Raw genomic sequence first — 23201 nt, 5'->3', positions numbered from 1 at the left:
ATGTAAAAATGAGTATTAGAAATAGAATTTTTCTAATACTCATTTTTTATAAATATAAATAAATATCTATGCAGATGTCTCTTGCTGCACGTGCAAACGCTCAATTCTATCTAGATAACTATGTCCCAACTCTGGCTCTGCCGAGGCTATCCAAGCAGCATATCCTGACAGCGTATTTAAAGTCTCATCGGCGCGTAATGTGCCGCCTGACTCTAAGTTATGAACGGCTGCTCGTAACATGCGCTTGATTTGGCGTGATACCCTTGGCACACCGCTACCGTTAACGACCATGCCAGTAACATTATGCTGATTACCTGTACGAATCACACGTGTCTTGTCATTATTTAGTGCAAAGCCTTCTTCTCGCAATATTTTATTCACTGATCCTAAGAGCTGACCAATCAATTGGTTGTGCTTAGTGTCTGAATCGCTCTTTGCAGTGTTGGATTTCTGATTGGATACTGGCAAACTAAACGTTAAATCATCGGCATAGCGGCTATAGCGCAAGCCAATTTTGTCAGCCAGTCCCGTTAAGCGTCGATCTAAATTTAAGCAGACGATATTGGATAGTGCAGGGCTAGTAGGTGCACCTTGTGGCAAAGCTCTATCACCCAATGCCACATAGTAGGTAACGCCATCTTGTTTGATGATTTGTCTGGGTGCTTCGGTGCACAATAGCGCCAGTAGCGTGGATATTTGTTCTTGATAACCGGCATGACGGAATACGCCTTTGACGCGGCGCCAACTGACACTAGGGAAAAAGTCTTTGACATCCAGCTTAATAAGCAGCTCGCTATTGCTGTGTACGGCTGCATTGGTCACGATGGATTTGCCACGAACAAAACCATGTGCGGCATCATGCGTCGTTAAGTTGTTTAAGACTTGATTCAAAATCCAGCGCTGTACAAACTTCAAACGCGGTATGGGCGACCAAATTTGACGCGCTGTTCCATTGCGCTTGGCAATAGTGAAATGCGAATAGGCCAGATTGGTTGCGACGTCCCTTTGATAGCAGAGTCCTTTCAACTGGGGCACGGTTAGGTTAACTGCGTCTGCCAGCTCAGTATGCTTGTTGAGTAGTGGTAATTTATTTTCAATAAGCCGATTGGAAGCGTCTTTGATATCCCATTTATCGGTACTGGTGTCATCTGACCAGTAAACTTGGTGACCAAGATGGACAATATGATGGGCTTTATAGGCTTGCCACGCTGATTTCTTGAGGATTCTTTCTTCTGCTGCCTCTTTTTTCAAGGCTTTTTTATAGCGATCCCGTTCTTTTGGGCTCATATTATCGACAGGTTGGCGATCTACCATAAAGCCGTTCTTCACCAGCTGCTGCTGAACGTATTGATAGCGTCCGCCTGCCAGCTCAATGTCTTGCCATAGTTGCTGCCACTGTCGCTCAAAGGGCGTGGCATTAGGCACAGGGGTTATATAATCATTTTGCTGCTCTGTCTGCGTCGTCATACCTTACACCCCTTGGTTTTCGATAAAGCCTTTGGCTTCAAATCTGGCAATATGTTGTAAATAAGCCGCTTTGGCTTGAGCAGGTTGGTTAAACACAAAGTGCTGATGCGTACTGTCATCGCCCGTGGTCTGCTCAATCGTTATTTTTTTATGTGCAATGGTCAGATAGATATAAGTAATACAGGTCTCATCTGTTGCGACCACAGCCTTTTCTTTTATACGATCTTTTATATTTTCTGCTGTATTATCTAGAGATGGTTCTGATAGCTGCGCCAATGCAGATAAGTCCATCACCAAGCCTGAAGATGCTGTGATAGCCTCGTTTTTATACTGAGTGGCAGCTTTAGTGGAATGGCGAATAGAGTGATGAGCAGGTACACGCTGACTCAATATGCGAGTGTCATGCCAGCTGTCATTTTTGGCAGTGGTACTGTCGTAATTGTTATAACTGAGCCTTAATGCGATGAGATGTGCACACACACCTTGTGTGAGTCGGTGCTGTAAATACTGCGGACAGCTACATTCTGCTCGGCTGACCAGTGCTTCATCGCCCAGTTGCAGCTGACTGTGGTAAGTACGTCGATCCTCTTCAACATAGATATCAGCACTGATGCTCACGCCTTTAGTAGCGACGGTCTCGACAGAGAACTTCTGCACGGCATCCGCACGGCCAATCAAATCAAAGGCCTGTTTTTCTGCCTCATTGTGATAAGCAAACTGCGCCATATCAAGCGGTGTCTGCGTCAATGGGCGATAGTAATAGCTCCCTTGCGCGATATCATAACGAATCAAGCCTTGCTGCGTTCCTGCTAGTAGCCACTGTCGCACTTGGGCTTGCGTGATAGGTGCTGATTTTAATTCTGACTCTTGCGTTGATAGCTGCTGGGTCAATGATTCTACCGTACTTGGGCGGCGAGTAAGAATATCAACGACCTTTACTAAACCACTATCAGTACTTTCTGCTACTTGTTCACGTGCTTGCTTATTATCCGCGCTGAGTGTGTTTTGCTGTGGGCGCTTGGGTAGTAACAAGTCAAAGTTTAACGACTGTGACCAATTGGCTTGGCTAAAGCCTGTCATAGCAAAGGTGAAATGAAAGCCTTTGCCTTTTAGTGTCCAGTAGCTTGGCATGCCTTGACCCAGTAGCGATACTGAAACGCTGTCAGTATGTGGCAACAGACGTTTTAATAGGCTGAGACGACGGCGACCCCATAAGCGAATCAGCTTCGCTTGTTGACCTTGATAGGGCTTTTGCTGTTGGCTGACTTGGCTAGTAACAGTGATGTCAAAAGGCTCTAATATAATCACTGGCAGCTGCTGAGGTCTAAGCTCAATCAACAATCCTCGGCGTTTGCCTTTGATATCAGCATGCATGCGCAGCTCAAACAATACGTTATACAGTGCGATTGGATCAAGATGAATGGTGTCTTGTGGTAATTGACCTGCAGACTGTACTTGTAACAGTGCTCTGATCCAGCTTTTAGGCACATTAATGCGCTTTTCTATGATCTGTTTTTTTACGGTGGGCGTGGCCACTGTACTATCAGTATCTGCTTCAGCTGTCTCTGGCATGGTTTCGAGTAATTGTAAGCCGACCGCTTCATGACCAATGTCTAACATTGTTTGCTGATGGTCGCGAATTTTCTCAATACCGTTAAACAACGCCGCACTATAATCAATACTTGTGGTACCAAGGGTAGCTTCGGCACTTTGCTCAAAAATCTCATTGGTTAATGTCAATTGAGCATAGCAGCCTTCATCACGGCTAAATACCTCAAAGCTAACACCTTGCTCATGCACCTGAATAATCGGGTCCAAAATACAAAAAGCCAGTGGGTCATTGTCGAACAACCACGTGAAATAATCACGCTGCGCAGTAAATAGGTTTTTATTGCTGCTGGCACGGCGCATCTGCATAAATACCGTGTACGCTGAGCGGTCTTTTGGCACATAGCGATAATCACTACTCACCACATCAAATAAGGCTAGCAAACTGTCACGAAAGACAAGGGGAGATTTGACCTTACCGTGGAAGTTAACCTCCGATCGATTCAGCTGAGCAAATAGAGCCACATGCTGAGTGTGTTCGGTCGTTTGCGCCTCCGACAATGAATCTGACGATTCGTTAACTTGACTAATCTGGCTAGGTGCGGCGTAGTCCAACTGCATCATCAGGCCATCAGTGTTTGCTACTACTTCTGACTCTGTTTCTGATGCTTGGTCTAATTGATTGTCTATAGTCATTGACTGTCTCCTTCACCCTGATTGCTTTTTTGACTGCTGTCCTGACTATATGCCAACGGACGCTTTTGCTGCGCTCGTATCATGGCACGTTGCCAGCGGCGTAGTACTTTATAAGCAAGCTTCTGAATGTCTGAATTTTCATGTGCCATGAGCGTCGTCAGCCATTGTTCAATATTTGGATCATGTAGCTGTCCAAGCGCTTCAATGGCACGGATACGAACCGTCAGCTCCATGTTGTCATTACTCGCACAATGATAGAGTGCATCAGCGTCTTTGGCTCTGATCCACTGTAGTAGCTGCTGATTGATTGGTATCTCGGTAGACGAGCCCTTATGTTTTAGCGCATTCTTTACTACCGTTATTATGGATTTTTGGGTAGATGTACCGCTTTGTTCAATACGAGCAATCACAGTTCCTAGCAAGGCTTGGTTGTCATAAGTAAGCTGCGATTGAGTTGCTGTCGAGACAACGCTCAACGTTGGCAAGATACTTGATAGCACCTTATCTTCAGCGGCAGGTCTAGCCAGCAATGCTAACAGCGCTTGCTGCCACCAACCGCTAACAGTCGTAGAGAGCAGTGGAATAGAGGTGATGGTCAATGGTTGACGAGCATCATTGAGCCAATCAAGCATTGCCGCGATCTGCTTAGTAGCCGCTTTGTCGACAGCGCCTTTGGCAGTTGTAATGGCTATATGACGCATGATTAGCCAAACCAGTTGTCTGATGGTGCCACCCACTTGCTCAACCATATCAATCCACTGACTATTATTGATGGTCGTTGGACTGCAGTTGATGGTATCGATAAGCGTATGCCATTGCTCGCTTGCAGTGTCAAAACGCTGCTGCAACGTCGCAACCATTTCTTTGTCTAAATAGCTAGTTGGATATTGGGTCAGATAGCACAGTCCAATATGCTGTGTCAGTGTGTTACTACTGCTAATCAACGCGGTAAGCTGCGATGTTGGCATGTCTTGCTTGGCCATAATGGCATTTTGCAGTGCCATCAAGGTGTCGGCTGGTAAGTGCGCGCCATACTGGGTGATAAATGCTGCCAGCTCATCGATGCTGCTATTATCAATGATACGCTTTAGACTCAAATGCTCAGTCTCTTCTATAAAGTCATTATTATGGCTTTGGATGGCTGCCCAATCATAAGGATAAATCTGCGTCGCAAGACTGCCCCACGTTTTCTGTGATGCCGTATAAGCCGCCATGAGCACAGCACGATCTAGGTTGTTTTGCTTTAAGATATCTAAAATTAATGCTTTATTGGCATCGCTATCATTCATCTGCAGTAGCCATACCGCATGCCTTTGTGGACGGAAGAATATGGCTTTATCGATATGAATGCGTATATAGTGGCGTATTTCTTCCCAAGCAGGCGTTGTGTTGAGCCAGCGCAGTCCATTTAACCAATGGACAATGCCGGGATTGGTGAAATGGATTGCGGGGTCTGACAAGTGCGATTTTAATAGCTCAAAAATATGCGGGCTATGTTCAAAATCACCACCTTGTGCAAGGCGACCCAAGGCTTCGCTAGCCACGTCTTGCAAGTAATGTTCATCATCTTCGGCCAGTTTGATTAACTTATCATAGGCTTTGTATAAAGTATGAACCTGTAAGTTTTGATCAGCGTTGTTCACAGGCGCTTTGGCATTAGGCGAGTTATCACTTTGGTTTTGATGGTCACTGCTGCCTAGCAACTCGCCAATGGCTAACACACTGCAACTGCGGAATTCAGCATCAGGGTTGTAATCTATCGTTGCCATCAAGATATTGACCCCATCAGCGTGACCACACTTAGCCAGTCCTTCAGCCGCGGCAAATTGCACATCAGCGTCTTTATTGCGTAGAGCGTTTTGTAATGAGGCAATGCTGCTATGTCGTCTTTTGGCTCGATATGCCAGTGCCTCGACCAATTTAAAGGTATGGTTAGCTGGCATCTGCTCGTAGGCTAGGGCTAAAGCAGTATCAATGCGTGAGGATAAATCGCTATCGCCCGATTGTACCCATGCCAGTGACGGTAATAGCTGCGCGGCAAGCGCATAATCACTATGATTCATAAGCGTAGTAAACAGTGACAACAAGACTTGCGAGTCTCTAGGGTGCTGACGTTGTAACCAGCGCGTGTCTTCACGCTCCTCCAAATAATCCTCAATGTTTTGATCGTAACCACTGATTTTTACTAAGGTATCAAATAAATATTTACGCTCTTCTTTATTTTTTTGCGGCGTGTGCTCAAACAGACTTTCTAAACGCTGTAGTAATGGCGCCACGAGATTCGTGTTACGTAGGTCAGCGATATCCCAATAAATAAACTGCTTAGGTTTGTTGATATGTGGATCATCAAGTAAGGCTAATAATCGTAAGTGCGCTTCATTGGCGACCTGTTCAGCAGTCGCAATATCAAAGCTGCTATTTAAACGACCCTCTAAAGTGTTCTTATTGATGAATTGGTACGACGTGAGTGCCTCAGTAAGTAATTTCCAGCTACGATATCTCTCATTACTGGACTGAGCGTCTTCAGCAAAATCAAATAAGCTATCAAATAGCGTGCTGTCCGCAAAGAGTACGTCATGAAACTCGACCAGTTGACTCAGTGCTTGATATTTTGCATTCCAATCATCACTCTTCACAGCGTGCAGCAAAAACGTCAGTTTGTCTTGGCGCTGCACTGACGGCGATTGACTGTTTGCAAAGGGCGTGACGATGACTTGTTTCCATTCAGCAACGATCTGAGGCAGTAGCGACTGACAATAGGTCTGTAGCCCAAGTAAGCTAGCAGGCAGATGGCCTAGTCGGCCTTTTAGCAGCTGATAGGTCTCTTCTGCTAAGGTGTGATTATTGATTTTTAATAAATCAATGAGTTGTTGATCAGCCCTACTACTGACAGTAGCTGTATCCGATGGTTTTCTTTGCTGCTGTACGGCATTATTATTTGCGGTATCTAGCAATAGATCCAAGCCGCGTTTGACCATATCACGGTAGGGCGTGCTCATGGCATAGTCAGCCAGCTTTTTGGCAGGCATGTCCAGTTTATACAAGCATGCCCAAGCCAACTCACGAGTGTCAAAACTACTGTGGTTGAGTAGTGGCAACAACACGCGACTGGTACTATCTCGCCAGTCCTCATCGTTATTAGTGTTGTTATTGGTGTTAAGCTGCGATGATTGAGTAGCAAGCCACATTAGCCCTCGCATGGCTTGGTCTGTGGTGCTGCTATTAGTATAATAATCATCGCCTGCGCGTATGACACCAATCCAAGCGCCAAAAGCAAGGGACTGGTATGGATAATGCACCTCAGAACTATCTTGTTTGTCAGTAGGAGAGCTACCTACTGTTTGCGCATCGTCGTTTGAAACATCCTGAATAGAAGCTGATACAGGGTGAGCACTTAACAATGCCTGCAAACTGCGTTGCCATTTTTGTAGTGTCTCAAAAACATCGTCCTCATCGTCATAATAATCATGAGCGAGTAATTCAGATAAGTTGCAGATAACATCGATAGTTTGGGCGCGTACCGATGGCTGCTGATGGCAACTGAGGTTGGCGAGCTGTTGTAAGTTTTCGGTACTGACGGTTGTCAGAGTACTTGCTCGGATAGAGGCCGTATTATTCGACTGTCCTTTAACACCACCTTTATCTACCATGTTTGGCATGGCATCCATCATCATTGTAATGACTTCAGAGTGAGCGGATAAAACACTGCCTAATTTACGTGACAAGTAATCACTTAGGTACTGCCACGTTGACGATAGTGCTGGCTGGTTATTAGGGTGTTGTACGTCATTTGGGTAACGAGCGAGTATATTGGCGTAGACTACTGCCGTGTCATTATCCGCAAAGCTTAGGGCTTCTATCAGTCGGTTAGGTCGACCAGTGCTAGTAGTGTCTGTTTTAGTAGCTTGCAGGCTATCTTGCCAGTCATCTTGTAAGTTATTAAATATCAATAACAGTCTGGCTGCTACTGCATAGGACTCTGACTCAAACAAAGGCTGTAATTGCCGTGCATGTGTAATACCTAAACCGTGCTGCGCTTGTAGCCAATGCGTAGGCGTCATCGGTGCAACAAGCGTACTCAGATTGTCTGTCTCGTCTCTTATGTTATGAGTAAGGAAGTACTGCCCTCGAGCATCACCCAAAATAGCCAAACACAAACTGGCTGATTGACTGATAATGGCGCGCTCATCTTTTTGCCATTTCACCAGTAGATCAATGTCCTCAAAAGAAACTATCTGCGTAATCTTTGGTGCAAGAGGTTTAAAATCAGCATCAGGGTGGTGTAGATATTTAGCATACCAACCTAGCGCATCATGCTTTGATGGGTATGCCAGTTTAGACAAGCCAAACAGCGCTTGGCTAACATGACTGTGCCACTGGGTATAGCTATCACTTTTCTTACCTTGAGAGGGCATAGGCAGTTCTAGATAGTGTTTAAAGACTTGATACGCTTGTTCATCACTCCGCTGTGCCTGTTCTTCGTCAGTGTATAAGCGTGATTGACTGGCCAGTAGTTGAGCGACTGTTAGCTGTATATCAGGGTAAGGGCTGTTGAGGGCAGCGGTAATCAATGCTTCGTGTTGATTCGGTTGATCATCGGTGCCGTTTTTATTCGCTAAAATAGTAGGCTGTAAGTCTGTCAGCGCCAAAGCAACCGTCAAGGCTTGCTTGCGCAGCTCAATACTGTCATCAGCGAACATAGCCACTAGAGCTGGCATCAACTGTGTCAGCTGAGTCGTATTCGCTCTGGCTTGCACTGTCGTAAAGGCCAGTTGCTTGGTATCAGCATAAGGGCTGGCAAGCGCATTCAGCATTACGTCAGCAAACCCTAAATGCTTGCTTTGCTTAAGTGCGATGTCAAAGGCTTGCTGACGAATAGCGGCAAACGTATCTGCAAAGAACAGGGTCAGGACAGCTTGATTGGTCTTTTGGTGGCTAGTTTCTTCAGTGTTATTGGCTTTATTCGTTTTATGTTTCGATGTCATCGACAGCAACAGTCGTTGCCATTCTTCTATCGCCACTTGATGCACATCTTCAAAGAGGCTTTGCTGCAATAGCTCAATGATGTCAACGATGGCGCTGTCAGATGACTGCTTAAATTGGCGGTTTAATAGAACTTTAACCACTTCTAACCGAATGCTGGTAAAAGGATTATTCAATGCCTGTAGCAGTATGTCTGTCATCTCTGACGACATCTGAGCGCTTTTATCACTGCTATCACCACTATTTGCGCTATCTGGTGCAATATGCTTTAAAAACAGCGCTAAAGACTGCTCGTGAATATCTTGATGTTTAGAAGCAAAACCCGTCGCTGCCCAGGATAATGCATTGTCTGACAACTTACCATAGGCTTGCATGGCGACTTGGCGCACGCCAGCGTCCTTATCATCTAGTAATGTCGGTAGGACTGCTTTGGCGTCTTCTATATTTAAATGACCAAGCGCGGTGGCCACACCAGCACGGATGATGGCGCTGTCATCATGGCTCATCAGACTAATCAGGGTGCCAAACGCTCGTTTGTCTTGTAGGCAAGCCAGCGCATAAGCCGCTCGGAAACTGATATCTTCGTGACTATTGCTTAAGCTTTGTAATAATGGCTCTAACGTGTCATTGCTTAGCTTTATAGATTCAGCAGCAGGCTTCTTGGATTTGGCCGTTTTAGCCTTACTCTTAGATGCTTGGGTACTATCTGCTTGCGAGATAAAATCTTGCGTAGATAAGGTTAAACGTATTGCCTCATCGGATTCTGATTGTTTAACACTCTTATCATTGGTCGCTGTGCTGCTAGCATTATCTAATAGCGTGCCACGCAGTAAGCGAAAGTCATCAAAATCAGTTAGGGTACGTAAGGTTTGCGTGTCACCTTGCTGTTTCAACGCCTCTATCAATTTAGGCTGAGACAGCAATGAGACGTAAAACGCCGTTTGCCTAATCTCTGTATTACGATGATGCTGTAGCAGCATCAATTGACGCGAGACTTCAAGGTGATTTAGCATGCCGCGCTGATACAGACGAATTAACCCTGATTGGACAATGTCTGATTGATTGCAGTCTAAGGCCATCAAATCTGCTTGCGGACTGTTCTCTGGCAATAAAGTCTCAAGGGACGCCAATGCTTGCTTACGAATATTCGCAAAACTGTGTGACAACGCTTCTCTTAAAATAGGTAAGATGCGGCGCTGGCTGGTGGCATCCTTCATCGCAACCTTTAGGTAACCTTGTAACGCAGAAGCCACCACTTCTTCGTAGTAACGGTTTTTAAAGGCTTCTTCTAGATAATGCAGCGGGCGCTTTGCCGTACTTGCGCGGTCGGCCAAGGCATGAAAAGCAGCAAGGCGTACTTTTGCACTGTGCGCCGAGCTTAGTTGCTGCTCTAAAACCTGTGCAGTTTTATCAAGATTAGTAGTAGCAACCCACTGTACCAATTGCAATGCTTGATTGGCCGTGAGCGTATCGCTATCAGCAAGTGATTTTTTAACCAGCTCTAATATTTGGTTATCTGCTTGTGCCTGTAGCAGCGCCAAGCCTTCTTTAAACGACACATCATTATTGTTTGAAGTATCTGTGAGCAGATTGCTGATTCTCTGATAGCCATCTTTGATGATATAAGTGACTGGCAATAGCTTGCTATTTTTTGACGTACTTTGAGTATGGTCAATAGGTATGAAACGTAGGCTCTGATCGGCACTGACTACGATGAGCGCTGGTTGTTCAGCGTAAGAAGATAAGGCGATCTGTCGAGCCTTGGTTAGATCCTCTTTACAGCTGTTTGGCTGACCTTTATCAAATGCCCATGATTTGACGCTCTTGTCATCGGCGGCAGTGAACAACCGAGTGTCTGAGACACAAAGCGCCGTGATCATTTCGCTGTGTTGGCTAGACTTGGCTCTATCAACAGGATGCAGATCGCCTTGGATATGAGTACGGTATAAGCACTTATCTGCGCCTGCTGAGAAGAAATACTGCCCAACTGGCTCAAAACAAAGCGCGTTTACTTTACCTTGGTGGAGCTGTTTGCGACTACTTAGATTGAGCTGGGCTTCCTCTGAGGTCCATTGATAGCTACTAACAGCTCCTGTTTTATCTGCTACGACTAACCACGAGCCATCATTTGAGGTTGCTAGCGCTGTTAATGCAGACTCCTTACTTGATGCTGCTATAGAAGACGAATAAGGCTCAATGATGACAGTACTGCTGGCTTGACTGTCCTGATAAGGCCATATCACAATGTGTTTTGGATATAAGATAGCCAACGCATTTTGTAGTGGTGCCATTGCTACAGCACGGCCTATAGCACTGTTGTTATCTTCAGGTGCATCAAGCAAGGATGTAGCACTAGTCTTCTTAACTTTCTTTGCTTGCCAATCCGTTTGATAAAGATGACCATCGTCACCAATCATAACAATAGTGCTGTCATCTATTTTGGTGATGGCTTGCATCGCACAAGGCAGTGCAGTTGTCGATAAGCTAAATTGCTCACCTTGTTGATCAAGGATGTATAAGACCGTATTAGATGCTTGCTGCTGGCGAGTAATAAAAAGACTGCGCCCATCTTGCTTGGTTGTTTTTTGAGTTGCCGCTTGAGTGCTGTTAGCCTTACTGACTAAGCCAATGATTTGACCCCAATAGGGGAGTGTTATTGTTTTCATGGTGTTATCTCAGTTGAGGTGACGTCATATTTTTTAAGTATCTTTTATCTATATCTGTTTGCAAAAGCCATCAAGCAGATGCCACTGGCTGCAGATTTTTAGATAGCTCAGGATAGCGATGCAATAACCGTGTGACAGCAACCAAACACGCATGACGCTCCATCTTGCCTGCCGAGTGCGTAAAGGTGAACAGTGTGGGCATAATGAGCGCCGCAAAGGTGCTGTCAGCCAATGCCACATCACGAAAGGTCTCAATCAATGCCAGTTTGGCACGACTCGCAGATATAGGTTTTAGCGTGATATTGCTATCTGACTCAGTTTGCTCTGATGAGGTTTTATCTGAATAGCGTTGATGTTTTTGCTTACTGCTGTCACTAGCACTTGGCTCTTGCGAACCGCCTAGACGGCCAGGCGGTAGCTCAAAAAGACCACGGCGTAGCAACATTAATAATTGATCAACCTCTGCAGGCAAGCTTGCCAAACGTTTATCTGACTGCTCTGTTATGACTGGTTGTGCGCGGCTGTCTTTGTCTCGTACAGCATCTTTATCGGTAGTGTTTGGTTGCCAGTTTGGAGACACGTGACGCGCCTTATAGTGTTTCCATAGCATGGTCACGGCGGCATAGCGTACTTCGCGGTCTGTGCTTTGGGTCAATCGATATAGAGACTGCACATCTTGGAAGTTGGCGTGACGCTGCAGCAAGGTGATGCCGATTTGGCGAGCGACTCGCGCTTTGCTTTCAATCAACGCATTCAGCATGCCAGCATTCAATTGTGCTGACTGAACGTGGTAACGTCGATTGGCAACGGATGGCTTGTCCAATAGTGCACGCTTTAGCAGTTGAGTGATATCCGTATAGGGAGATTCTGCCATCATCAGCCATAGGGCTGGCGTTGGTTGCCACGTCGCCATTTCATACTCACTCAGTAATAAGCCAAATTCTCGCAGCTGGCTATTACGGTGTTGCAATAAAGGAATGACACGTTCCGCATCAAAGAACGAAGAAGGGATAATCGCATCGGGATCGACTGGTCTGTCTGTCAGTGCCATACAGATCTGTTCATGATGATGACTGAGGTAGCTGATCGCAAGCTCACTGATGGGTGCAGTAGCGTCATCTGTTGCCATATGCCACAGGGCGTTGGCACCTGCAAAAGTATCGTCTTCAGACACCTCTCTCGATTGACCGCTTAGCATCTGCAAAAATGCGGTTTCGGAAATAATCTTTAGCGGCGCACCATCGGCGATTAAGCTTTCGGCTTTAACTTGCTTGCTACCTTTACGGCCATTACCGTATAACGGTGAACCATCATCACCGATGACCAAGTAATCTAACTTGCCGTTGACAGCACCACTGATGGCACCATTAGCCGCTTTCACAACTTTTTCGGCCTCGCCACGAGTCATGCTTTGCATCTTGCCTGTGAATAAATAGCGTTGGCCGGTTAAATCTACTTCAGTAGCAGCGTCGCTACTCGAGTCTTTATTGTCAGTGCCATTACTGGAAGCGTTGTCAGTAGAGGCGCCTTCATTACTGTCAAGATATGCGATAAAGTCGGCAGGCAAGAATCCTTTGTTAATGCGTTCAATCGCAAATTCGCGGTATACCGCCTGTTCGCTATGGGCTAACTGCATTAACCAGTCAAAACCTAAATCTATCGGCGCAAACCGACGCACATCAGACAGCCAATCCCTCACGTTTTCTGCTAGATATTCATCAAAGGCCAAATGCTTTTGCCAGTTTTTAATAGGGGTGTCAGCAGATTTTAATTGTTCAATATATTCACTCACTTGCCAATCAGGCTCATAGGCAAGTGCATGCCAATAGCTCATATCAAGCGTCGCTGCTGACAGTACATCTTCATCAAACCAATCGGTAATAGTCGCTTGCGATAATGGGTGTAACAATAGTGTTTGCCATACTGCCGCATTTACTTGGCTCAAATCCAAACGTCTGAGCTGGTCCAACGCAAAGTCCATGCAGTCGCTGTCATTACAGTCATTATTATTGTAGTAACTGCCATTATGAGCAGAGAAGTCCTGTTGCTCTGGTATATCTAGCTGCTGGGCAACGCGAATAAAGTATTCAGTCCCTAGCTCTTTGGCGCTATAAAGCTCAGGCAGTTTTTTTATGGCAAATTTTACGCTGTGTGTTCTACCGCTAGTCAATCGTTCAAAAAACCACTCAGGGGTTAAATCGCGCCTTGTAAAGTGTTTGCTAAGTTGTTTGCTCGCGGTTTGATAGTGATGCTCTGTGTCTAACAGCTGACCCCAACCGTTGACACCGATATCAGAAACAGGATCACGACTCAAGATATTGTTGATGGCAAAGCTTCTAATAGGCTCATAATCTGACATTGCCAGTAGCATCAGCTCAGTGAGTGATAAGTTCTGAGCGTAGCTTTTGGCATAGCCAATCGCATACTGATAAGCGGCAGGATAGTGTGAATGGAGTAGTTGTAGCACCACTTGATGCAAGCCCAATGTTTGAAATTTAGACTTTTCAAAATGCGGTGAATTTTCTAATAACCAAACAATCATCTCGTCACGCGCTTTGCTGTGCGCTTGTCCGGCAGATAAATATTGTAGCGTCTCACCACTCACATCACGTAATTGGGTCTTAAAGTCGTGCTTTAGGCTATCGGTTGCAAACTGTCTGACAGCCTCGTTTTTGGCGATAGCCAATAGCTGGATAAGCGGTTCAGGGTCTCGTTGCCACGCTTCAGAAAACGCACGACCTTTTGCATCAAAGAGCTTGCGAGGTGAGCGACTGCTGAATCGATTGACGCCATAATCAAGGCTGTTGTGGAAGCAGATGTGATTGAGCACCCAGCTGCTCGTTTGTTCAGGGCTGCCAGCCGTCATGGTTTCGTCATAGCTGGCGAGTACAGAGACGGCAGCATCAATATAGCCAATTGGCATTTGCTGACCCAACTGCCGCAGATAACGCCATGCTCTGAGGCTCATATAGGTTTTGGTAGCTAGGCTGACCGTAGAATCAGCGGTTTGATTGAAGCGTTGTAAATCAATCTTGGCGGCAATTTGTCCAAATATCTCATAATCTTGAGAAAATTCAGCTTGCTTATAAATGCGCTTCAATCCTTTCCACACACCATAGCTGACCGGCAAAGCTGTAATGGCTTGTTTTAAGATGGTTCTAGAATACGCGCTGCTATCTTCCCAAAGTGCGGTCAATATTAAATGGATTTTGTAACGATCAGGGAGAGGGTAAACGCCTTCGTCTGCCTCAAGCTTGGCAATCATTGCCACACGCTCTACAAACTGTACTTTGGGGTTTTGCTCCCGAAACTGATGACTTAAAATTTTGTCCAAAAATCGCTCAAATGTCAGTTCGTGCTCGGGGATGGGCGACTCAGGAACATCATCAACTTGTGTTGCTAATAAACATAACTTATCAACCAAGCTTGGGTCTTGAGCGTGCCAAGCTTGCTGAATTTGTGCGAAGGACAGACTCATAGAAATTTGCCTTAATTTTTATTTTGTCAGCTTACAATGAATGTTTCGGTAAAATTTTGATTACTATGTAACCGCGTTTTACAAAAAACATCAAGGACTTTTGTCACAAAATAAATAGCTTGCGACACCTACTGTCGCAAGCAAAGAAAGTGGTCAATTATGTATTGACAGTACTAACTGTTATGAGGCACACTTAACGGGTTGTGAGATTTAGCGTTTCACCGTTTACGGTGAGGGGCGACGTTGCGTCGTCCACGAGTCAAGCCATTACATTTTACCCAAGGAAGACTGTTTCAGTCCTGCTAATACCTAGATAAAGGCCCTAGTGTCATTAGCTCGCTGGCGCAATCACGCAATCGTGATTGAGCTAATGCACTAGGGCCTTTATCTAGGTGCAGTCCAGTGAGTCTTCCATGTACCAGGTCATGAGGTAGATTACACAACAATTGAGTGCGACATCATTATGATGGCATTCAAGGCCTTTAAGGCAAAACCGGAGTAGGGCTGTTTATTCAGCGTTACTCCGGTTTTTTATTGCCTGATTATTAGTTGATAATAAAAAAGCCCTTTGCATTAGACAAAGGGCTTTTTTAGTGCAAAAGATATATAAATGGCGTGTTCTTATACTGAGCTATTTATTCCAATAATTATCAGGATACTCAGGTAGCTCAACCAATATATTGCGTAGCGCCTTTGACCACTGCCGACGAATGGTATTGAAATACTCATCATTCTCATCAATACGACGACCTTCAGGTGTCTCTAAACTGTCACTTTTATAAATGACAAAATCTATCGGCATGCCTACTGATAGGTTGGAGTGAATGGTGGAATCAAATGACAGCATTAATGCACGCGCAGCATGCTGAATATCGGTGTCGTATGTGACTGACCGATCCAGAATTGGCTTGCCATATTTACTTTCACCCAGTTGAAAAAAAGGCGTGTCTTTGGTGGCCCTAATACAATTGCCCTCGGGATAAATCATATATAACTCGGGCGGCTGGCCTTTTATTTGTCCACCCAACATAAATGAGCTGGTAAATTGACTACCGTTATCATCATTAGCCACCGTTTTGGCATGGTTCATGACATTACGCATGCATTCACCCACCATTTGTGCGGCATCAAACAGTGTGAGTACAGTATTGAGATTGCTTTCATAACGTTGGTCAATATCATGCTGCAACTTGGTAAATACCGCTTGCGATGTGGCCAGACTACCAGCAGTTTGTAGCACCATCACGCGTTCTCCCTCAATACCATACTGATACAGCTTTCTAAACGTTGAGATATGATCGACACCTGCATTGGTGCGAGTGTCACTAGCGAAAACCATACCATCTTTTAGGCGAATGGCAGCACAATAAGTCATAAAACATCCTTGGTGGTGAACATAAAAGGTATCAGGCTATGATAGACGCGTGACCAGTACCTGACTGTAAAGATTCTCATAGCCGCCGCCCATACGTACACCGCGTACAGGGGCAGTATCTAAGTAGTCTCTACCAATAGCGACGTAGACGTGAGAGCTTGGTTGAAACAGCTGATTTGATATATCAAAGGTATACCAGTAGCCATCTAACCATACTTCTGCCCACGCATGACTAGCCATGTGGTTTTCGGTATCGTCATACAGATAGCCTGATACATAGCGGGCTGGAATATGCTGATCACGTAAGCAGCCTAAAAACACATGAGTATGATCTTGGCACACGCCAGCGCTCGTCGCAAAAGACTCAGCAGCTGTCGTACCTACATGGGTCACGTCCTTTACGAATGGCATTTTCATGATGAGGGCATTGGCCATCGCCTTTAGGCTGTCATGCGTGGGTTTCTTTAGATAAGGCGCTGCAAACTCACGCATCTCTTGTGAACATTTGGTCAATGGCGTTTGTACGGTAAACAGCAGATAGGGGACATGAGCCATATCCTCTAAACGTTGGGTCTCTGTATCAATCTCCACGATACCTGACGCTTGCATTTGCAAATTATTATGCGCCTCATTACGGCTTAGCGTGAGCCAGTCATTACCAAAGCCATCCTTTTGATTGGTCGCCACTTTAGGGAGCATTACCTCCCATTCATGAATAATTTGATGCGGCATCTGCATGGGAGTCATGCGTATATACTGGACACTGCGCTGTGCAAGCTCGCCGTAGTAGTAATTGGTTTGATGGCTGATTTGAAGTTTCATGATAGCTTCCTATTTTTCTGTTTATTTCATATGTATGGTCAATCCCATATAAATCGAATACAGTGTCAGGCTCGCTTAGTTTGCTATTGTTCGTGCCTTTACGTGCCTTCCTTGCTTTCAAACCCTATCGAATTGACTGTATCATTAGCGCTTGTCATCATTTTTCGGCTAGACACCTTGACGCAAAATGATATTAAACTCTTTGCTAATCAGCTCAAAATCACTAAATTTCTTCGATCTAATCATCTGATTGGCCAGACGTGTCAGCTCACGCCAGCGCGTGTTCTCTGGTAGCTCATTGATCCAGTACTTAAATTCAAGACTGACTTCTATTGAGTCCTCTTCCAGTAGCACAGCTCGCTCAAGCTGCTCAAAATGACGCCCTAATTGCCAGAAACAAGTCACTGTCGGGTGCTCTTGTTTCATAGCGGCGTTACATGCATGTAGCTGTAAGGTCGCAGCACGATAAGTACCAGCACTTGAAAGCCGCTTAATCAAATTATATAACTCAGCAGTATCTTTACCAATGACGCCTTTTGCCTCCTGTACATTGTCATCTATCGATTGAACGATGTTCGGTATGATATTTCGTTCCAAATCAGACAGCATCTGCGCTTTCATGGTCTTAAACGATTCATCCGCATCCGCGTCAAAACCTAAATGGCCGATTAAGTGCTTCAGCTGTGATTTTTTGAGATCGTCTTTGACCAGTTTTTTCATGACATCATCATAGTAATACAGGCGCTCACTGTATCGGCCCAGCCATATTAGATAACTGGCAGTGGAGAGTAGCAGAATCATGGGTGCGTCATCTAGCATCTCATAGCCCGCTTCTAGAGGCTGTACACGATCATAGTAGTTGGCGTGATCTGAGGTATTGGTCTCTGATGATAAAGGCGAGCATTTGCCAGCTTGACCATTGCAGTTTGGTTTTTTAGTCGAAGATTGCAAGTGACTGTCATCGACGACCCACGTGTCCTTAATACCGCCCCCTTGAGATGAATTGACGACTAAGGAGCCCTCAACCATGGCCACACGAGTCAAACCACCTGGCACAATATCTACCGAGCCATCGCCGTGACTTAGGATAAAGGGACGCAAATCAATGTGGCGCGGCGCAATGCCATCGCTGACAGCAGTAGGATTGGTAGATAGTGAGATAGTCGGCTGGGCAATGAAACCAGCTGGATTTTCAAGTAGACGCAGGCGATACTCTTCAATTTCCTTTGTAGTAGAGGTTGGACCAATGAGCATGCCGTAACCACCTGAACCTTGGGTTTCTTTTACAACCAGCTTGTCTAAATTATCAAGCACGTATTTGAGCTCATCAGGCTTACGGCATTGATAGGTTTCTATATTGGGTAAAATAGGCTCTTCATTTAAATAGAATTTGATCATATCTGGTACAAAGGGATATAAGCTCTTATCATCAGCCACACCTGTGCCTGGCGCATTCACAATGACGACATTACCAGCACGATAGGCGCTCATCAGCCCTGAGACACCCAATATCGAGTCAGATTGAAAGGCTAGTGGATCGATATAAGGGTCATCAATGCGTCGGTAGATCACATCGACTTGTACCTTGCCACGAATACCTTGCATGTAGACTTTGCTGTCCTCAACCACCAAATCATAACCATGCACTAAGGGTACATTCATCTCGTGTGCTAAAAAAGCATGTTCATAGTAGGCACTATTGAAGCGACCAGGCGTCAAGATGACGATTTGTGGATCGTATTTGGACGTCGAGCTGGCAAGACAGGCTTTGAGACGATTGGGGTAATCGCTGATGCCCATAATAGGGGTGTCAGAAAACATATCAGATAAGAGTGTCTCTGATATTTTACGGCTCTCAAGCATATAGGAGACGCCAGACGGGGTACGCAAATTATCCTCTAATACACAGAACTTACCAGACTCATCACGGATCAGATCGATACCACTGATGTGTGAGTAGATTGGTTTGTCCAGTTCAATACCCATCATCCAAGGCTCATAGCAGCCGCTGGCATAGACATAGCTGGCAGGCACGATGTCGGCCTTCATAATCGCTTGGTCATGATAGATATCGTGCAAGAATGCATTGAGGGCGGTGATGCGCTGCTTACAACCAGCTTCTATCTGTCGCCACTCACTGGCAGCGATAATACGGGGGATAATGTCAAACGGTATCATTCGCTCGATGTTTTTGGCATCGCTATAGACGGTAAAGGTAACGCCTTTACGATAAAAGATATTTTCGGCTTGTTCGTTGAGGTAGTTGAGGGCATCCATGTTGATGTTATCAAGCCAGTTGCCAACAGCCTTTGCCACTGGGCGATACTGACCTTTGCTTATCTGTAGTTCATCGAAGCTTTGTGCTTTATTTTGTGCTTTTTTCTCAGATTTTTCTAAAGTGTCTTTTACTGTTTTTGAAGTAGGATTTTTGGTATTGGATGTTTTTATGGATTGACTCTGGGTTTTATTTTCAGAGCTTTCTTTGTTTTGGGTGTTATCGGTAGACTGACTTTGAGATGCTGTTTTATTCATAAAAACCTCACGTATTCTTGGTAAAGTTATACTTTATGATGAATACACTGTCTATGCTAAGCCGCGTAGCAATGGTATTGCGCTGAACAGGTAATCTATCTCCTTTATTAACTATACAACGTATACTGATTGATATACAACAAAAGTTAAATAATAGATTTTAAGTAAGTTTGACCTATTTATTCAAACAAATTTAGCTCAATTATTGACAATATAGGAGTGGAACAGATATGAGTCTAGGTGGTAGATTTTTAGCGCTGGCAAGCATAGGACTTGCTGCAGCTATTGGCATGACAGGCTGTGATAGTGAACCAATGCAAACGGCTTTACCTGCAGGCAGTACGGTGATTGCACTTGGTGATTCGCTGACCTATGGCTATGGAGCAAATACTGAAACAGCATACCCTACGGTACTGGCAGAGCTAAGCAAATGGAGGGTTATCAATGCGGGTGTCAAAGGTGACACTTCTGCAGATGTACTGACTCGAGTGAATGAGATCACTGAGCAAAGTCCTGATTTGGTATTATTGGGTGTGGGCGGCAATGACGTATTGCAGCGCATTGCACCTGATACGACGCGGGCTAATATCATCGCGACTATTGATACTTTGCAATCTAAAAATATTAATGTTGTCCTGATTGCTGAACCGCATCTCAGTACCAGCGCCTTGTTTGGAAAAGCCAGTGATAATCCACTGTATTAAGCTATTGCGGAGGCTGAAGGCATACCGCTATATTCTGATGGTTGGTCGACTGTGCTATCAGATGATGCGCTGAAATCTGATAAAATACATGCCAATGCGGCAGGCTACAGACAGTTCGCCGAAGGATTACATGAGTACTTAACAGAGCAAGGCTTGGCACGTTAGAGCCATGAAAGGATAAGTAGAACAGGTATCTGGTTTAAAACCCTACTACACTACGAAAATAAAAAATAGAGCTCTTTTGAACTCTCTTTTTTATTTATTACTAATATCTTGATTCAGCTGATATTAACGATGGTGAGCATGTATCACATAACCACGATCAGACCTTCATCAGCGGCTATTTTGCCCTCGCAAATGTCTTCATAAACCTCCAGTAAGCCATTAACCCCGTCAAGCTCTTGAATTTTTAGCCATGCATTGGTTTTTGCGGTGCTGTTCATGACGTAGCGCATAGAGCGTTTATTAAATTCTTCAGGGCCCCATTCTTTCATGCATTGCTGTACATGGCTGGGCGCAAAAAACTGCTGGCTACGTTCTTGAATGATACCGTCTACATGACGTGGTTCGTCCCAATGCGTGATACCGACATTGCTGGTGTAGCGCATGTTATCGCCTAAGTGTCTATGTAGACGGCTAAGTACATCGGTATTGGCTGACATATCTACGATGACTGTCGGTTTGGTCGCATCAATCTGCTCAAGCGTGTCATAGCTCAGCACACTGTCATAAGCATCGATGGAATTAACAAAATCTATATGACGGTTTGAGGTGAGGCCGATAACGTGCGGTGCGTCCTTATCATCAGTGAGGCCATATGCTAGGCCGGTACTTGTCTTACTAGAGGCACTGATAATCACCACTTGCTCTGCACCAAACCAGTCATTGCGCTTTAATAAATCATGCAAGCAGAATGAGGTTAAGTGCAATACGAACAATAGCATGCGCTGATTGTCATTGGCACGGTCATAACCCGGCTCGTGGTTAACGCGCTGATACATATTGTAGCCAGGCGGCAGCTCGGCACGATGGGCACTACCATCGAGCAAGTTGGTTTGGGTGACTCGCTTAGGGGTAATAATTAATTCGCTGGCAGGCGGAAAATAGCCAAATAGTCGTTCACCGACGGGCAGCGCATCACTATTGGACTCAACAACATCGGCAAAGCCCCAGACTGGAATAATGCCCCATTTTTCGGGTTCATCGCCATTTGGCGGGAAAAACTGCCAATAGCGTAATTGGTCACCCATGACTGCATAAGTAATATTGTTGGCGGTAAAAGCAAAGCGATCAACTTTGACGCGTACTTCGCCATCACCGAGAGTGTGTATAGGCGTCTCTTGTAGGCGAGCTTGGGTTAGGTTTGTCTTGTTGGTCTGAAATTCTTGCATAGTCGCTTCCTTGACAGTTGTTCTTGATAGTTATTATTAAATAGTTACTTTTTAGGTATTAGCGGTGGTGGCTTGACGTGCTGCCGTTATTTGCATGATTTCACCCATGAGTTTGGGCATGTTTGCAGCGGCTTTTGGTCCTGCTTCTTTTAAACGCTTAAGGATGGCAAGCTCTTCAGGTGGTGTATCTTCGCTAGCTCGTATCAATTTGGTGAATCCGTCTAAGCGATTGTTAATCATCCATTCACGTAGCGCAGGCTCTTTTGACCAACGCATCTGGTTTTTCATTTGTTTAACGAGCCCAACCAGAAAGTCTGTATCATGATTTGGGATCGGGACCACTTGGCACAACTCATTTTTGACAGTTTCATCATCATAATTGGCTTCAATATGGGCGATGAACGCCGCACTAAATACAGGTTGATAGGTACGTACGGTTTGTACCACCACAGTATTACCTTGGAATACATCATACGTCTCTGTCACTGGTACTGCACGTGCTGAGCAGTCGATGTGCATGGTATTGATGGTAGTAGCAATACTGTCATCACCAAAATAAATCTTGTCAGTATCTAAACGGGTCACACGACCTTTACGCACAATGTTTTTAACACGGCGTAACTGCTTAAGCTCTTCACTGCTAATGGTGGCACCATGGAACATTTGCGGGCGTACATTTGGATCAATACGCATCAATACGCCGCCTTTTTCTAAACGATTAAAAAGGTCTTCGATGTTTTCAGCTTCAGCAATCGCTTCTGCTTGAGTAGCCTGCGCCCCTATAGTGTTCACAAAAAAATCACGAGAAGGCTGGGTGTTCTGACGATCGATCAGCCAAGCGTCTCTTGGCATAATCCATGTAATGTGGTCTGGATCAATTTGATTCTCTAGTAGCCATAAAACTGCATCAATACCTGTTTTACCACCACCTATAATGACGTAACCATCACGAGGTTTGGTTAGACTCGGCAAGTCATTTAATGGACCAAAATTAACACCTTCAGCAATCTCGAAGTTTGGGGTATGGGTTGCTGGTACTGAAGTTTTGAAATAAGTACCATCAATGATTTTTTTATTGACCTTGACCTCATAGCGGGTATCAGACAGTAACGATGAAAACTTACCATCGCCTTGATACTCACACATCGGGAAGTATGTCACACGGCCACTTGGTAAAAATGTATGCTTCATGACTTTATCAAAGTATGCCATGACTTCTGCGCCTGATGCCAGCTCGGACAAGCCTTTGTTTAAACCAATTTTATCAATCATACCGCCGCAAAGCTCACGTGAGCTAACACCATAAAAAGACGAAGGCTGATGCAGTGTGACAAACGAATAGGCATCGTTCCAATGACCACCTGGCTTATGATGCTTATCGACGATAATAATATTAGCATCTGTCTCTGTAAGTAGCACGTCGGCAAAAGCCATACCCACCGCGCCACTACCAATGATTAGATAATCTGTTTCTAGGTGTTGAGTATTCATAGCATCCTTACTCTTAAGTTGAATTTATCCATATAAATCTTATATAAC

General features: G+C 45.0%; 9 protein-coding genes and 1 pseudogene. 1 reads left to right on the top strand and 9 read right to left on the bottom strand.

Features of this window, described 5'->3' with window-relative positions:
* Positions 1–66: 66 nt before the first annotated feature.
* From I6E84_RS07775 to I6E84_RS07745, 7 genes and pseudogenes are all read right to left on the bottom strand, one after another.
* Positions 67–1467, bottom strand: a complete 1401-nt coding sequence (locus I6E84_RS07775; RefSeq protein WP_197217284.1) for a reverse transcriptase family protein — start codon at positions 1465–1467, stop codon at positions 67–69.
* Between the two features lie 3 nt (positions 1468–1470).
* Positions 1471–3711 carry a hypothetical protein gene (locus I6E84_RS07770; protein ID WP_197217282.1) on the bottom strand — a complete coding sequence of 747 codons (2241 nt, stop codon included), beginning with the start codon at positions 3709–3711 and terminating at the stop codon, positions 1471–1473.
* Complete coding sequence (locus tag I6E84_RS07765; protein ID WP_197217280.1) at positions 3708–11360, bottom strand: HEAT repeat domain-containing protein; 7653 nt, start codon at positions 11358–11360, stop codon at positions 3708–3710. Before I6E84_RS07765 ends, I6E84_RS07770 begins: the two co-directional genes overlap by 4 nt.
* A gap of 70 nt (positions 11361–11430) precedes the next feature.
* The gene (locus I6E84_RS07760) at positions 11431–14838 is read right to left on the bottom strand and encodes a BRCT domain-containing protein (RefSeq protein ID WP_197217278.1); all 3408 of its coding nucleotides are present in this window, start codon (positions 14836–14838) and stop codon (positions 11431–11433) included.
* A 631-nt stretch (positions 14839–15469) separates the two neighbouring features.
* Complete coding sequence (locus tag I6E84_RS07755) at positions 15470–16213, bottom strand: peptidase (protein ID WP_110923480.1); 744 nt, start codon at positions 16211–16213, stop codon at positions 15470–15472.
* A gap of 36 nt (positions 16214–16249) precedes the next feature.
* On the bottom strand, positions 16250–17035 hold the full coding sequence (locus tag I6E84_RS07750) for a transglutaminase family protein (protein ID WP_110923479.1): 786 nt from the start codon (positions 17033–17035) through the stop codon (positions 16250–16252).
* A 957-nt stretch (positions 17036–17992) separates the two neighbouring features.
* Positions 17993–19567: pseudogene (locus tag I6E84_RS07745) on the bottom strand (circularly permuted type 2 ATP-grasp protein); the annotation flags it as partial.
* A gap of 230 nt (positions 19568–19797) precedes the next feature.
* Between I6E84_RS07745 and I6E84_RS07740 the strand changes: the two are divergent.
* Positions 19798–20271, top strand: coding sequence for a GDSL-type esterase/lipase family protein (locus tag I6E84_RS07740; RefSeq protein WP_227681342.1), 474 nt, complete (start codon positions 19798–19800; stop codon positions 20269–20271).
* 308 nt (positions 20272–20579) lie between these two features.
* Here the strand turns inward: I6E84_RS07740 and I6E84_RS07735 are convergent, their stop codons facing one another.
* Together I6E84_RS07735 and I6E84_RS07730 are read right to left on the bottom strand one after the other, a co-directional pair.
* Positions 20580–21662 (bottom strand): DUF2855 family protein, encoded by a 1083-nt coding sequence (locus I6E84_RS07735; RefSeq protein WP_197217274.1) that lies wholly within the window; start codon positions 21660–21662, stop codon positions 20580–20582.
* 51 nt (positions 21663–21713) lie between these two features.
* The gene (locus I6E84_RS07730) at positions 21714–23153 is read right to left on the bottom strand and encodes an NAD(P)-binding protein (protein WP_197217273.1); all 1440 of its coding nucleotides are present in this window, start codon (positions 23151–23153) and stop codon (positions 21714–21716) included.
* Positions 23154–23201: the final 48 nt, after the last annotated feature.

Source organism: Psychrobacter sp. SCQQ22, from assembly GCF_015864605.1.
In the GTDB taxonomy this organism is placed as follows: Bacteria; Pseudomonadota; Gammaproteobacteria; order Pseudomonadales; family Moraxellaceae; genus Psychrobacter; species Psychrobacter fozii.
This window is presented reverse-complemented; position numbering and strand designations above follow the sequence as displayed.

Bases quoted from the DNA above. Each gene is read 5' to 3' on its own strand.
- I6E84_RS07760 (WP_197217278.1), bottom strand. From the start codon at position 14,838: ATGAGTCTGTCCTTCGCACAAATTCAGCAAGCTTGGCACGCTCAAGAC.
- I6E84_RS07740 (WP_227681342.1), top strand. From the start codon at position 19,798: ATGAGTCTAGGTGGTAGATTTTTAGCGCTGGCAAGCATAGGACTTGCT.
- I6E84_RS07770 (WP_197217282.1), bottom strand. From the start codon at position 3,711: ATGACTATAGACAATCAATTAGACCAAGCATCAGAAACAGAGTCAGAA.
- I6E84_RS07730 (WP_197217273.1), bottom strand. From the start codon at position 23,153: ATGAATACTCAACACCTAGAAACAGATTATCTAATCATTGGTAGTGGC.
- I6E84_RS07735 (WP_197217274.1), bottom strand. From the start codon at position 21,662: ATGCAAGAATTTCAGACCAACAAGACAAACCTAACCCAAGCTCGCCTA.
- I6E84_RS07750 (WP_110923479.1), bottom strand. From the start codon at position 17,035: ATGAAACTTCAAATCAGCCATCAAACCAATTACTACTACGGCGAGCTT.
- I6E84_RS07775 (WP_197217284.1), bottom strand. From the start codon at position 1,467: ATGACGACGCAGACAGAGCAGCAAAATGATTATATAACCCCTGTGCCT.
- I6E84_RS07755 (WP_110923480.1), bottom strand. From the start codon at position 16,213: ATGACTTATTGTGCTGCCATTCGCCTAAAAGATGGTATGGTTTTCGCT.
- I6E84_RS07765 (WP_197217280.1), bottom strand. From the start codon at position 11,360: ATGAAAACAATAACACTCCCCTATTGGGGTCAAATCATTGGCTTAGTC.